Origin of the sequence: Maribacter sp. R86514, from assembly GCF_044597005.1 — a bacterium.
GTDB lineage: Bacteria > Bacteroidota > Bacteroidia > Flavobacteriales > Flavobacteriaceae > Maribacter.
Genome location: NZ_CP138999.1, coordinates 3,164,252 through 3,179,194, shown reverse-complemented (window position 1 = coordinate 3,179,194; position 14,943 = coordinate 3,164,252). Strand labels below are relative to the sequence as shown.

Below are 14,943 nucleotides of genomic sequence, written 5' to 3'. Positions count from 1 at the left end.
ACATAACTCATATGACTAAATCATTTTTTACATTTTTGACCGCAATTTTCTCTATAGGATTGCTGGCACAAAACAAGACAGATTATTGGCAACAGCATGTTGATTATACCATGGCCGTTGATATGGATGTTGAAACTTTTCAATATACCGGTACCCAAACCTTAGTATACACGAACAACTCACCAGATGAGTTAAAACGTGTTTATTTCCATTTGTATTTCAACGCTTTTCAGCCAGGTAGTGAAATGGATATTCGACTACAGACAATTGCCGATCCAGATGATAGAATGACTACTACAGACAAGAAAAGTAGAATTGCTTCTCTTACCGATAGTGAAATAGGATATCTACATGCTACCTCTTTAACACAAGATGGAAACAAGGTTACTTTTTCTGAGGAAGGTACCGTATTGGTGGTAGATTTAGCTAAGCCGATAGCTGCTGGTGCAAAGTCTACTTTTAATATGGAATTCAAAGGTCAAGTGCCTTTACAAATTAGACGTTCTGGTAGAAACAGTGAAGAAGGTGTTGCATTGTCCATGAGCCAATGGTATCCAAAATTGGCGGAGTATGATTTTGAAGGTTGGCACGCAGATCCATATATAGCTCGTGAGTTTCAGGGAGTTTGGGGAGATTTTGATGTGAAATTGACCATTGACAAAGAGTATACCGTTGGTGGAACAGGTTATTTGCAAAACCCAAACGAGATAGGTCATGGGTATGAAACCCCTGGTACCAAAATCAAAAAACAAAAGGGAAAGACCTTAACATGGCACTTTAAAGCTCCAATGGTACATGATTTTATGTGGGCCGCAGACCCAGAATACATTCACGATATTCAGCAAGTGCCTGACGGACCAGTGCTTCATTTTCTTTACAAAGACGATGCTAAAATTTTAGAGAACTGGAAAAAGCTTCAGCCTAAAACGATGGAGGCTATGCAGTTTTTCAGTAAAAACATTGGTAAATACCCATATGATCAATATTCGGTTATTCAAGGAGGTGATGGCGGTATGGAGTATGCCATGTCAACACTTATTACCGGTAATAGAAAGTTTGGTAGTCTAGTGGGTGTTATGGCTCATGAAATGGCACATTCTTGGTTTCAACATATATTAGCTACAAACGAAGCTAAACATGAGTGGATGGATGAAGGGTTTACTTCTTTTATTTCTAAACTTTGTATGACTGAAATTATGGATTATGAAAAAGAGAATCCTTTTGAGGGGACTTACAAAGGGTATAGAAACTTGGCGCTTTCAGGTAAAGAACAACCACAAGGTACATATGCAGACCGTTACGCTCTTAACTTTGCCTATGGTATTTCTGCGTACAGCAAAGGTTCTATATTTTTATCTCAATTAGGTTATGTTATCGGTCAAGATAAATTGATTGAAACCATTCGTAAATATTATGATGAGTTTAAATTTAAGCATCCTGTGCCTAACGATTTTAAACGTGTTGCAGAAAAAGTATCTGGTTTTGAACTAGACTGGTATTTAACAGATTGGACACAAACTACAAATACAATTGATTACGGTATTAAAGAAGTTACAGCATCAGAAAACAACACTAAAGTTACTTTAGAACGAATTGGTCTAATGCCAATGCCTTTAGATATTTTAGTAGTGTATAATGATGGTAGCAAAGAAACTTTTTATGCTCCTTTACGTATGATGCGAGGAGAAAAAGAGAATGCTTATGCTGGTATTGAAAGAACTGTTATTGAAGATTGGCCATGGGCTTACCCAACCTATGATTTTGAAATCAATAAACCAATGACCTCAATACAAGCAATCGTTATTGATCCTTCTCAATTAATGGCAGATGTTAATTTAGAGAACAATGTTTGGCAAGCAGAGTAATTTCTTCTTCTAAACGTTAAGATATTTATGCCCCCAAATTGGGGGCTAATTCTTTTTTAAAACTTCTTTTATAAATGGATGCATCCTTCGGAAAAAAGGAAAAACTAAAAAGTAAAATACTCATTACCCAGTTGTTTGAAGAGGGTAGGGGTATTTCTGTTTATCCGTTGAAATTAATTTATCTATCCGTAGAGAAAAAAGAAGTTCCGATTAAAACCGCTGTTACGGTATCTAAGCGCAATTTTAAAAGTGCCGTAGATAGAAACCACATTAAACGTTTGCTAAGAGAGTCTTATAGACTCAACAAAGGCTTGGTTATTAACAATACAGATACAAACTTTGCGTTTCTATTTTTATACCTTGGTAAAGATATGCCCACCTTTGAGCAGTTAGATCATAAAATGAAGCTCGTTTTAAACAAGTTTAAGCTACAGATTGATGAAAAAAATAGTTAGTAAAAAAGTACTAGTACCCATAATTGCCATCGCTTTCCTTTTTGTAGGAAGTAGTTATAAAAGCGACTTTTTCGAAATAGCCAAACAGATAGAAATCTTTACCACCTTGTTCAAAGAACTGAACATGAATTACGTGGATGAAACCAATCCGGCAGAATTAATGGATACCGCCATTAAAAATATGCTTAACGAGTTGGATCCCTATACCAAATTCTTAAACGAACAAGATGTTGAAACGTATCGTATAAACAATGCTGGTGAATATTCTGGTATTGGTGCCATGGTACGCTCTTTTGATGATAAATTACTGATTATTGAACCACACCAGGGATATCCCGCAGATAAAGCAGGATTAAAGGCTGGTGATGAGATAATACAAATAGGAGATATCAAAGTTGCGGATTTTGAAGATAATGCCAGTGAGCTTTTAAAAGGGGCTAATGGGTCAACTATAAACGTTACTTACAAGAGACAAGGTAAATTAAACACTACAAGTATCACAAGAGAAGGGATAGAAGTAGATGCCGTGCCTTTCTTTAAAATGATCGATAACAAAACAGGGTATATTGTTCTTGCAAAGTTCAATGCCAAAGCAACCGAACAAACGAAATCTGCCTTATTGGATCTGAAAGGAAAAGGGGCCGAAAAAATCATTTTGGACTTAAGAGGAAATCCTGGTGGTTTATTATCTGAAGCTATCAATGTTACCAACTTATTCGTTCCAAAAGGGGAATTAGTAGTAACTACAAAATCTAAGGTTAAAAAATTCAACCGAGAATATCATACCAATAACCAACCTGTAGATGAGGAAATTCCTTTAGTGGTATTGGTAAACGGTAGTAGTGCCTCTGCAAGTGAAATTGTTTCAGGTAGTTTACAAGATTTAGATAGAGCGGTTATTATGGGTGCCAGAAGCTTTGGAAAAGGCTTGGTACAACGCCCTCTTAAACTAACTTATGGTACACAGTTAAAGGTTACCATTTCTAGATATTACACTTCTTCTGGTCGTTGTATACAATCATTGGATTATTGGAACCGTGATGAAAGTGGTAAAGCGGTTCGCAATACTACCTTCAACGATTTTACTACTCGTAATGGTAGAAAAGTACAAGACGGTGGTGGTATTTTACCAGATATTGAAGTAGCTACTTCTAAAACCAATGACCTTACTTTGGCATTGCTACAGAACAATGTTATTTTCGATTATGCTACCAATTACCATTACACACACGAGTATAACGATGTTGCCGATTTTAAATTCACAGATGCTGATTTTAATGCTTTTAAAAACTATGTAAAGCAAAGTAGTTTCTCATTCGAGACCAAGGCAGAAGAAGCTATTAAAAAAGCGCTCTCAGGCGATGAAAACGACTTTTTAGGGGCAGATGTTAAGGATAGCTACAAAACCTTATTAGCGAACATAGAAAAAGGTAAAATCAATGCTTTAGATAAATACCAAAGCGAAATTCAAAAGAATCTTGAAGATGAAATCGTTAAACGTTATTTCTACAGAGATGGTTTATACCAATATTACCTAAATAACGATGATGCCATTTTAGCGGCTACCGAATTATTAAGTAATAATTCTAAATACAGCGCTATTTTAAAATAACGGGTAATTAATAAGTACAAGCTTCTTTATCCGATACTTGGTAGTATGCATTAAAGTTACTTGCCTTTGGGTCTGTGCATCCTTTTAGATTGCGGATTTTAATAGTTCTGAAATCAATTGGCTGACCTTCACTTTGTAAAGCAATAAAGCCCTTTGTCAACAGCTTACCATCTTGTTTCATTTTAGGGTCATATCCATTGGCTACACCACCACCAATTTGTGGTTTTGTGTATTCTAATACCGTTTTGCCGTTAATGATATGTTTAACCAATGAATCGTGATATACAACCAATTCCGCCGTTACCCATTGATCACCATAATAGGTATCTGATGTTGAGTTAATGCAGTGTCTTGGGTCTATTTTACCCTCATAAACTACATCGGTACCTGGTGAGCACATATTACCTGTTGGGCGTTCTACACCTTCTTCTACTCCCGCTAAAAATTGTATTTCTACACTAATGGGCCAATCTTGTTCTTTTAGCATTGTTTTGGGGTCTTGCGAATGAAACATTACACCGCTGTTTAATATTGTATAATCTGGTGCACCTCTATATAGTTCACCTACAAAACGATATTGCATCGTTAAATGAAAATCTGAAAAAGGCTTGTCGTAATATAAATGAGCATACCTATTGTTAAATTCTCCTTCATATTTATCATACCTCACCTTTACCATATTATCTTCAGCCCTAAAGGTATCCGCATAGTTGTCGCCCACTTCAAAATGATGTACTTTAGTTGTCCACCCATTTAAATCACTACCATTGAACATAGTTTCCCAACCATCGTTCGTTTCTTGCGAGGTAATTAATCCGCATCCTAATAAAAATAAAAGTGAAGTTCCTAGTAGTTGAGATTTAAGTTGTTGCGTTTTCATATTGATAAATAGTTGAATCTTTAAATACTGGATTTATAAAATGAATATTCTTCTAAATATACTTAATGTTCTGATACCTTAAATAATACCAATATATAAACATACATCTATAGGCTGCACATCAATTTGTGTTATAGCACTTTAATATGCTTGTTCTTCAAACGAATTATAGAAAATGTTTTGACAACTATTTTGTAGTATACTAGATACTTAATACAATAAACGTTATAGCTTATGGCAAACCAATAGAAGATAAAAATTGGTAATTATTGTCTTGAAATGAAGTATTATGAAGCTGGTCATATGATGTATACACATGAACCAGATTTTATAAAACTAAGTAAAGATATACGTGAATTTATTTCAACTAATTAATTAAAAATAATTACTCTATTTCTTTAAAACAACCACATGCTGATTATTACATTGTAGATTGTAAAATTTGACAATATCTCTAACATGCTTTTTCTTGAACTCTTTGTTCTGAATCTTAGTTATTAGTTCAGGGCAATCGGCAAAATATTCTGAAGCAGCATTTTTAAAATTTTTACTAAAAAGTTGATTTGAACCTAAGTGTGTAATTTCTCCACTTACACCTCTTCTAACATAAAGGTTTTTAATATCGTAGTAATTACCGTTCGACATATTCATTTGACCATTGGCACCACCAACGAACATTGGTGAAGAATACCCTGTTTGTTCTAAAATATATAGATTAACGATACCTATTTCAAGTTCTCTTACAACATTGAAATAGCCTTTTTTTGTCTCTAGATAGATATAAGTAGATGGCTCTTCCCTATCATTTATAACTGCTTGCTCTAGATTTTCAAAATGATATTTTTCCGGTTTATCTCCTTTATTTTTTTTGAATTTTACCTGGTCGCCATTTACAAGCTTTGCCATTCCCCTTAATTGTTTGCCATCTTTAAAGTATAAAGTTGCTGCATCTTTTTGGGCAATAGCAATAGATGATCCAACAAAACAGCAGATTAAAACTAAAAGATTTGTTTTTTTCATAGCAGGTAAATGAGAGATAACTATGATAAAACGGGTACAATTTTACTATGTTATAATTTTTATCTTAAAATCGATGAAACGCCATTTTAATAAATGAACTGCTTAATCTTTAATAGGCATAGTAATATGTAAGTTTTGAAGTAAAGGATCTTCTTCATTTAATAAGCGCTGTGTTCTTAAATATCTACCTACATTAAACGCATCATAATTTGGTGCATCTTTATCTACACTACTTATACGTACCATTTCAGATGAATGTATAAATTGATTATCACCGATCCACATACCTACATGCACTACTTTTTCTGAAGTAGTTTCTGTTGCTTTTCTTCCAAAGAACAATAAATCTCCTTTCTGCAATTTGCTGAAATCTGCAATAGAATCTATCGGTTTACCAGCGTGCACTTGTTGAGAGGCATCACGTGGAATTACCATACCATTTAAATAATAGATAGTCTTTGTGTAGCCACTACAATCAACACCTTTTGTAGAAGTACCACCCCACAAATATGGTACGCCCATTAATGTTTTTGAGGTTGCAATAAGTGAATCTGCATTAAAATTCAAGTTTGAAAGCCACGTGTTATATGCTACAGATTCGTCTTTAGAAATATACCCTTGTCTACCATCGGGAAATTCAATTTTATAATACTCATCATCACTACTTAATAGTTTTAACAAGCTACCGGCAACAATATCGGAAGTTCTTTCTTTAGCCTCTTCTGTATTAAAAGCATGTCCATAAGTATCGGTGTAAATAATTTTATCTGCTGCAATCCAATTTTCAATTTCCTGTGCGTTCATTAATTGAATTCCGCCTGGATCCACCCATGCTAAATACTTATCTGGTGTTTGTATCAAATACCAATCTCCTTCTTTTTTTAGAACATTAACAATGGTACCTAAAGTTGCCTGTGTTGCCAATTCTGCGGAATGTTTAGGGTTACTTCTAAGATTGGCGGCAGAGATGTTAATAACCGCCTTGGTCATACCTTCTAGCTCGTCGCCAGGTAAAATTTTAATATCGTTAGTGGTTTTTATTCCCTTTTCTTTTAAAAGATTATTCAAAGAATCTACAGCCAATGGTAAGTTAGTTTCACCAACTAAGGTAAAACCTGATGGACCATCTAATACTTCTAAATTAAAAAGTGCGGTACGTTTATCTGGTGCAAATGTGTTTTTTATGATTTCAATTTCTTTGACCAATAATTTCTTTTCGTCTATATGTACACCACATGCCGTATTTAAAGCAATCAAAATCAATACAAAAGACCTCTTTAAGATAATTCTCTTCATCCGTAAAATAATTTCTAATAGTATTAGCCTTGTGAAATTATGTAATTTTATCGCAAATGAAGAAACTAAAGGTCATAGAACTTTTTGCTGGCGTTGGCGGCTTTCGCTTAGGATTAGAGGATACCGAGAACTACGAAGTAGTTTGGAGTAATCAATTTGAGCCTAGTACGAAAGCACAACACGCCTCTAAAGTCTATGAAGCTAGATTTGGTCATGAAAACCATAGAAATGAAGACATTTCTGAAGTACCTACCAAAGACATACCAGATGGCGATATCTTAGTTGGTGGTTTTCCTTGTCAAGATTATTCAGTTGCCGCCACTTCAAATAACTCTAAAGGACTTATTGGTAAAAAGGGAGTTTTATGGTGGAGTATCCACAGAATACTATCGGAAAAGAAAAATCCGCCTAAATACTTATTTCTTGAAAATGTAGATCGGTTATTAAAATCTCCATCAAGCCAAAGAGGTAGGGATTTTGCCATTATGCTTAAAAGTTTAGATGACTTAGGCTATGCCGTAGAATGGAGAGTTATTAACGCTGCAGATTATGGAATGCCACAAAGACGTAGACGTATTTTTTTCTTAGGATACCATAAATCTACACCCTTATACAAACAATTTAAAAAGGTCAAAGCCGAAGACTGGATTTTTGAAAAAGGAACTATAGCAACGGCTTTTCCAATAACAAGCACTTCTTCAAAAATGATTTCTTTTGATATCACCGATGACCTTGTTACACTATCTGAGAATTTTAATCTAGGCGAAAAATTATCTCCATTTCAAAATACTGGAGTATTCATTAAAGGAAAAGCATATACTACTAAAACTACAGCTAGTTTTATTGGAAAAAGAACGGTCTTAGCCGATGTTCTTGAAAAAGGAACTATACCTGAAGAGTTTTATATTCCTGAAGAGGAGCATGATAAGTGGTACTATTTAAAAGGTGCTAAAAAAGAAACCAGAACTTCTAAATCTGGATTTGCCTATCATTATAATGAAGGTAACATGATTTTTCCTGATGCTCTAGATAATGCCTCTAGAACAGTTATTACAGGTGAAGGCGGTAAAAGTGCATCGCGCTTTAAACATGTTATCAACACCAAAAAAGGACTTCGTAGATTAACTCCCGTAGAACTTGAACGTTTAAATATGTTCCCCGATAACCATACTTTACTAGAAGGAATTTCTAATACCAAAAGAGCTTTTTTCATGGGTAATGCTTTGGTAGTTGGTGTAGTTAAAAGAATAGGTGAAGTGCTTTCAGATAAAATTAAATCAACATAATATTTCTTCCTTCTTTAAGCAAAAGGGAACTAGTCTAACTAAAAATCATACTTCATTAAAATCTGTTTTTAAACTCAACATATTGTTAATCAACGTTTAAAATTAGGAATTGTCCTTTTTTTTGTTATTTTATTAGGTATGGTAAAAGTAGAAAAGTCAGAAAACGTAGAATTTTTAGAAAAGTCAATTCAACATTTAGAAGCTACCGGTTTCGAGAATATCAAAGCTGATATGGAAGGTTATGAAACTCCTAAATCATACTCAAGAAAAGGTTTGGAAGACAATGTTACTCCAGATATTGTAGCTATCAAAAACGGTAGAAAATATTATTTTGATATTAGCTTAAAATCTCCAAAAACCAGATTACTGAAATCTAAGTGGTTGTTTTTAGATACTTTGAGTAGAATGAATTCCAACAGATTTAGAATTATTACTACCAAAGGGCACTATAAGTTTACAGATAATATGCTTGAGGATATTAACTTAAGTAATAAAACACCTATCAAAATTTAAATCTTTGAATGCAACATATTAAAAAAGACCGCTAAAAGCGGTCTTTTTTATTTTCTGATCATTGCTATATGTGGTATACCATCTTCTAAATACCCGTCTCCCATTGATTTAAAACCTAAGTCAGTATAAAATTTGGTAAGGTATTTTTGAGCTGAAATCTTTATTTCATCTTTATTAAATTGTTCTTCTACAGCTTTTATTGAAGCTTGCATAATAATTTTTCCATAACCAAATTTTCTATATTCTTTGTGCACCGCCACTCTACCTATACTAGCTTGGTCAAAATAATCACCTGGCTTAAAAATACGGGTATATGCTACTACCTTATCATTTTTATATCCTAGTACGTGAATGGCTTTATCATCTTTACCATCTATATCTAAATAAACACAATCTTGTTCTACCACAAAAATATCACTACGTAACTGTAGCACATTATATAGTTCTTCAATATCAAATTCTTTAAAACTTTTTACCTTAATATCTAACATGAAATTGTTCAATTAACGAGTTATGTTCATATCTATTATAAAATAACTAATTGATTACCATGTACTTATAATAACTATTTTAGGTTATCAACATAGTTGTAATAACTAACTTTATAATGGAATCTTTTCAATTCTACGTTCATGCCTACCGCCATCAAAAGAAGTGTTTAAAAAGGTGGATACCATTTCAAGTGCTTGAGGTAGTGCAATATACCTTGCAGGTAGGCATAATATATTTGCATCATTATGTTCTCTTGCCAATTTGGTGATTTCTTTTGTCCAACAAAGAGCAGCTCTTATATTTTGTTGTTTATTAGCGGTCATATTAGCCCCATTACCACTGCCACAGATTAAAATACCGAAATCTGCCGTACCATTTTCAACATCTAGCGCTACAGGGTGTGCAAAATCTGGATAATCTACGCTATCAGTACCATCTGTACCATAATTGATAACTTCAACTTGTTTAGATTTCAATAAACCTATAATAGCTAACTTGTATTCTGTACCAGCGTGGTCGTTACCAATAGCTATTTTCATATGTGTAGTATTTAAAGGTTAATAGTTCATGTTTATATCCAGTGGGGGTGGAACAAAACCGAGCTAAAGGTACAATAATCAGACATTCACAACAAAAAACGAGGAGTTCACAACAATAGTTATCATGTCATTAATAAAAATTGTTAATTAGTATGTTATAAGCAAGATTACGTAATGCATAAATTGTTTAGAAAAAGTTGCTAAAAAATTTGGTTATTAAAGTTGACATCTGCTTACACTTTTAATCCTCTGAAGACGAATTTAAATATTAGAAACTATTAGAGGATTTTCATCAAATTAACACCCCTAGTTAACATTAAAATTACATTTAGTTATTAATAAATTCATGTTAATAGCACTTATAAACCATGTTTAATAACTTCTCAAAATACTGATTTTCAATTGTAGATTTATAAAACATATTGTCAACAAGTATTAGTATCTCATAAAGACAAGTAATATTGAAATAAGTTATTCTAGATATTAACAAGCTATAATAACCATTAATTTTTAATTTAATTTAAAAGAAAAAATGTCTAATATGATATATATGTTAATAACAACTCGTTTACTTAACTTTTCAATAAGAAGTTGAATAACAGCTAGTGGATTATAATTCGTAATTTTCCAATAAATTAAAAGTTTAATGTCGAAGAAGAATAAGAAGGCGAAGAATCATAGAAAGAACGAAATTACAAGAGGAATTTTTACTGTTCTTGAAAAGGAACCGAATAAGAGTTTCAACTATAAGCAGATTGCTGCTAAAATTAATGTTACAGACGCTCAAGATAGAAATACCCTTATTAAAAGGTTAAATGAGCTTAAAGAGAAAAAAAGAATTCAAGAAATAGATCGTGGTCAGTATAAGGTTTTAGAAAATACAAAGTCTTCTCATGAAGGAACTGTGGATCTTACCGGAAAGGGTAATGCATATATAGTTGTTGATGGTATGGATGACGACATCTTTATACCTGCCAATAAACTAAATAAAGCCTTCCATAAAGATAAGGTTGAAGTATATATCTATCCTCGAAAAAAGAGTAAAAAGCTTGAAGGTGAAATAGTTAAAGTACTTGAAAGATATAAGACCACTTTCGTTGGTATTGTTGATATGCAAAAGACTTTTGCATTTGTTAGACCTTCAGATTTTAGAATGTATACTGATATTTTTGTCTCGAAGGATAAGTTGAATGGTGCTCAAGACGGTGAAAAGGTTTTAGTTGAAATTACCGATTGGCCAGATGATGTAGATTCTCCTTTTGGTAGAGTTACTGAAGTATTGGGTATTCCTGGAGAGCATGATACAGAAATTCATTCCATTTTAGCAGAGTATGGTTTACCATATTCTTTTCCTGCAGATGTTCAAAAATTTGCAGATGGTTTAGATACCAGTATTAAAGATGAGGAAATTAAAAAGCGTAGAGATTTACGTAAGGTTCTCACATTTACGATTGATCCAAAAGATGCTAAAGATTTTGATGATGCCCTTTCTTTTCAAAAATTAGAAAATGGTAATTATGAAATAGGTATCCATATTGCAGATGTTTCTCACTACCTACAAAAAAATACCATTTTAGATGATGAAGCCTATGAAAGAGCAACATCTGTGTATTTAGTAGATCGTGTGGTACCTATGTTACCAGAAGTGCTTTCTAATAATGCTTGTTCATTAAGACCTAATGAAGAAAAATATACTTTTTCTGCCATTTTTGAATTAGATAGCAACGCTATTATAAGAGATCAATGGTTTGGAAGAACTGTAATCGATTCTAACGAACGTTTTGCATATGAAGAGGCTCAGTATATCATTGAGAACGGTAATGGTAACATACCAGAGGATATATCCATTAGAGAAGCTGCATATACGGTTTCTAAGGATGTTGTAGAGGCTACGTTAGAAATGGATAGACTTGCAAAAATTATGCGCTCTAAGCGTATGAATCAGGGTGCACTTTCTTTTGATAAAGTTGAAGTTCGTTTTAATTTAGATGAGAATAGTGAACCTATTGGCGTTTATTTTAAAGAATCTAAAGATGCTAATAAGCTTATAGAAGAGTTCATGCTTTTAGCTAATAGAAAAGTGGCTGAATTTATAGGTAAACAAAAACCTAAAAAGACATTTGTTTATAGAATTCATGATGATCCAGATCCAGATAAGTTAATGGCTTTAAATGGTATCGTTTCTAAATTCGGACATAAATTAGATTTTAAGGATAAGAAATCCATAAGTTCTTCTTTAAACCAATTACTACAAGATGTAAAAGGTAAAAAAGAACAGAATATGGTAGATACGCTTACGATACGTAGTATGAGTAAAGCGATTTATACTATTGATAATATTGGTCATTATGGGTTGGCTTTTGATTATTATACACATTTTACTTCTCCAATTAGAAGATACCCAGATGTAATGGTACATAGATTATTACAACATTATTTGGATGGTGGTAGTTCTGCAAATGCTGAAGAATTTGAGAAAAAATGTAAGCATTCTTCTGATATGGAATATCTAGCATCAAGTGCTGAAAGAGATTCTATTAAGTACATGCAGATTAAATTTATGCAAGACCATAAAGATGAAGAATTCCGCGGAGTTATCAGTGGTGTTACAGAATGGGGAATCTATGTTGAAATCATTGATAATAAATGTGAAGGCATGATTCGTATTAGAGACATCAAAGGAGATTATTATATCTTTGATGAGAAGCAATACGCTATTGTGGGTGAACGTACCAAGAAAAAATACACATTAGGTGATGAAATAACCGTTATGGTTAAAAGTACCGATTTAATAAAAAGGCATTTAGATTTTGCTTTGATTCCTGATAACTTAAAATAATTTGGAATAGATTTTGGTATATCATGGCTGAATTAAGTAAACCCTTTGTTTATAAGTTGTTTACTTACATAAATTACATATAACAAAATGAAACAAGTTTTAGTTTTAATGTTTCTCTTAGGATGTCTTTCGGTGGTTGCCCAAGACAATAAGGTTACCCAAAACTTAGAACCTTTTAAAGAGTTAAAGGTTTTTGATGGTTTGAGTATTAACCTAATTAAATCTTCAGAAAACAAGGTTATTATTACTGGAGAAAATACGGGTAAAGTTGCTATTGTTAATAACGAAGGTATTTTAAAAATTAGAATGCAAATAGGTAAAATTTTCAGTGGTTATAAAACCTTTGTAGATTTATATTATGCTGGTGATATTGTGGTAATTGATGTAAATGAAGATGCTAGAATAGTTACGGAAGATATCATACAACAAGATGTTCTAGAATTGAAAGCTCAAGAGGGTGGTGAACTTGTTATTAATGCAGAGGTTGAACAGATGATAATAAAATCTGTATCTGGCGGAGTTATTAGAACTGCAGGTTTTTCAAATCTACAAGACGTTCAAATAAATACTGGTGGTGTTTATGAAGGCAAAGGTTTTCTTACCAATTTTTCCACAATTAATGTAAACGCCGGTTCAAGGGCAGAGATAAATGCAAAAGATTATGTAAAAGCAACGGTAAAAGCCGGTGGTGAAGTTCTGGTATTCGGTAACCCTAATAAATTAGAAGAGAAAACGGTATTTGGCGGTACCATTAAAAGAATGCAATAGTTCATGTTAGAAGATATACAGGCAGCAATTCCACTAGGCTTTTTCCTAAGTTTTATGGTTGGTCCAGTTTTCTTTGTCTTGTTACAAACTAGTGCGGTAAAAGGATTTAGGGCTGCTCTAACCTTTGATATTGGTGTATTATTAGCCGATATTCTTTTTATTCTTGTTGCTTATTTTAGTAGTTTCCAGTTATTGGAAAATTTAAGTAATCAACCTGGTCTTTATGTTTTTGGTGGTGTAATACTTCTTGTTTATGGCTTGGTAACTTTCTTTAAAGTAGATAAAAAGGAGATACCTGTAGATTCCAAGAAAATTAGAAAATCAGATTATTTCGGACTTTTCGTAAAAGGTTTTCTACTGAACTTTATTAATATAGGTGTATTGGTTTTCTGGTTAGGAATAATCATAATTGTAGGTCCAGCTTTAGATAATCAGCCTAATCGTTTTTTCACCTTTTTTGCAACTGTGCTTCTCTCCTATTTTGTAACAGATATTTTTAAAATACTCTTGGCAAAACAATTAAAGCGTAAGCTCACAGCTAAACGCATAATTTATATTAAAAAGATAATAGGAGTAATATTGGTTATATGTGGAATTGTTCTTATTACAAAAGGTTTTTTACCTAAGGATCAGTTTAACATAGAACAAGAATTAGAAAGATTTGATACACATACTATAGAATAAAAAAAGCCGGTCAATGACCGGCTTTTTAATTAAGAAATTTTGAATTTATTTCTTGTACTTATCGTTTAGTAGTTTTACTATTTCATCAGTAAGATCATTAGCTTCTTTACCATAAAGAACACTACCACCATCACCTCCACCTAAAATGTAAGAGTAACCTTTGGCTTCACCATAAGCTTTTATTTCTTCTTTTACTTTAGAAACAATACTATCCATTTCTGTTTGACCTTCCATTTGTAATTGTTGGTCTTGTTGTTGAAGTTGTTGACCTATAATCTGACCTCTTTGTTGCATTGCTGCATATTCTTCTTGAGCTTTTGATTGAGACATTTTTTGAGCTTTAGTTTGAAAAGCTTGAGCTTCAAATTGAAAAGCTTGAGTTATACTATCTCTAGTTTTAGCTAGGGCATCTGCCTTTACTTTGAATTTAGATTCAACATCAATTTTTTGTTGATACTCATCCATCAATTTTACGTTATCTACGTATCCAATTTTTTCTTGTTGGCAAGATGCTAATAATGCGATAGCGAAAATTAAAATTAGGTTTTTCATTTTTTCATTTTTATGTGGTGCAAAAGTAATAAAGCTTTTAGAATGAAAATATTTAAAATTTAAGATAAATACTTAGATTTGACTTAAAATAAGATTTAGTTATATTAAAATTATATTTCATTGATTTTACTTATTAGTAATT

At 32.7% G+C, this 14,943-nt stretch carries 14 protein-coding genes; 8 read left to right on the top strand and 6 right to left on the bottom strand.

Annotated elements, in window-relative coordinates; translation table 11 throughout:
- Positions 1–11: 11 nt before the first annotated feature.
- The 3 genes from SJY30_RS13820 (at position 12) to SJY30_RS13810 (ending at position 3,932) form a co-directional block, all read left to right on the top strand.
- Positions 12–1,865 (top strand): M1 family metallopeptidase, encoded by a 1,854-nt coding sequence (locus tag SJY30_RS13820; RefSeq protein ID WP_396632736.1) that lies wholly within the window; start codon positions 12–14, stop codon positions 1,863–1,865.
- 74 nt (positions 1,866–1,939) lie between these two features.
- Positions 1,940–2,320, top strand: coding sequence for a ribonuclease P protein component (gene rnpA, locus SJY30_RS13815; protein ID WP_396632735.1), 381 nt, complete (start codon positions 1,940–1,942; stop codon positions 2,318–2,320).
- Positions 2,304–3,932, top strand: a complete 1,629-nt coding sequence (locus SJY30_RS13810; protein WP_396632734.1) for a S41 family peptidase — start codon at positions 2,304–2,306, stop codon at positions 3,930–3,932. The genes rnpA and SJY30_RS13810 overlap by 17 nt, the downstream gene beginning before the upstream one ends.
- A 7-nt stretch (positions 3,933–3,939) precedes the next feature.
- On the opposite strand, the gene SJY30_RS13805 is transcribed toward SJY30_RS13810, so the two are convergent.
- The 3 genes from SJY30_RS13805 to SJY30_RS13795 form a co-directional block, all read right to left on the bottom strand.
- Positions 3,940–4,812, bottom strand: a complete 873-nt coding sequence (locus tag SJY30_RS13805) for a DUF1080 domain-containing protein (protein WP_396632733.1) — start codon at positions 4,810–4,812, stop codon at positions 3,940–3,942.
- Between the two features lie 390 nt (positions 4,813–5,202).
- The gene (locus SJY30_RS13800; protein WP_396632732.1) at positions 5,203–5,832 is read right to left on the bottom strand and encodes a hypothetical protein; all 630 of its coding nucleotides are present in this window, start codon (positions 5,830–5,832) and stop codon (positions 5,203–5,205) included.
- A 102-nt stretch (positions 5,833–5,934) separates the two neighbouring features.
- Complete coding sequence (locus SJY30_RS13795; protein WP_396632731.1) at positions 5,935–7,128, bottom strand: C40 family peptidase; 1,194 nt, start codon at positions 7,126–7,128, stop codon at positions 5,935–5,937.
- A gap of 56 nt (positions 7,129–7,184) precedes the next feature.
- On the opposite strand from SJY30_RS13795, the gene dcm reads away from it, so the two are divergent.
- Positions 7,185–8,414, top strand: coding sequence for a DNA (cytosine-5-)-methyltransferase (dcm, locus tag SJY30_RS13790; protein WP_396632730.1), 1,230 nt, complete (start codon positions 7,185–7,187; stop codon positions 8,412–8,414).
- 138 nt (positions 8,415–8,552) lie between these two features.
- Positions 8,553–8,927 (top strand): hypothetical protein, encoded by a 375-nt coding sequence (locus tag SJY30_RS13785; protein ID WP_036150827.1) that lies wholly within the window; start codon positions 8,553–8,555, stop codon positions 8,925–8,927.
- Between the two features lie 47 nt (positions 8,928–8,974).
- Here the strand turns inward: SJY30_RS13785 and SJY30_RS13780 are convergent, their stop codons facing one another.
- Positions 8,975–9,418, bottom strand: coding sequence for a GNAT family N-acetyltransferase (locus tag SJY30_RS13780; protein WP_396632729.1), 444 nt, complete (start codon positions 9,416–9,418; stop codon positions 8,975–8,977).
- 111 nt (positions 9,419–9,529) lie between these two features.
- On the bottom strand, positions 9,530–9,958 hold the full coding sequence (gene rpiB / locus SJY30_RS13775) for a ribose 5-phosphate isomerase B (protein ID WP_396632728.1): 429 nt from the start codon (positions 9,956–9,958) through the stop codon (positions 9,530–9,532).
- Positions 9,959–10,604: 646 nt separating this feature from the next.
- On the opposite strand from rpiB, the gene rnr reads away from it, so the two are divergent.
- From rnr to SJY30_RS13760, 3 genes are all read left to right on the top strand, one after another.
- Entirely contained in the window at positions 10,605–12,797 is a 2,193-nt protein-coding gene (gene rnr, locus SJY30_RS13770; RefSeq protein WP_396632727.1) for a ribonuclease R, read from the top strand.
- 87 nt (positions 12,798–12,884) lie between these two features.
- Positions 12,885–13,565 carry a head GIN domain-containing protein gene (locus tag SJY30_RS13765; RefSeq protein ID WP_396632726.1) on the top strand — a complete coding sequence of 227 codons (681 nt, stop codon included), beginning with the start codon at positions 12,885–12,887 and terminating at the stop codon, positions 13,563–13,565.
- A gap of 3 nt (positions 13,566–13,568) precedes the next feature.
- Positions 13,569–14,249, top strand: coding sequence for a LysE family translocator (locus tag SJY30_RS13760; RefSeq protein WP_396632725.1), 681 nt, complete (start codon positions 13,569–13,571; stop codon positions 14,247–14,249).
- 45 nt (positions 14,250–14,294) lie between these two features.
- Here SJY30_RS13760 and SJY30_RS13755 read toward each other — a convergent pair whose 3' ends face one another.
- Entirely contained in the window at positions 14,295–14,801 is a 507-nt protein-coding gene (locus SJY30_RS13755; RefSeq protein WP_396632724.1) for an OmpH family outer membrane protein, read from the bottom strand.
- Positions 14,802–14,943: the final 142 nt, after the last annotated feature.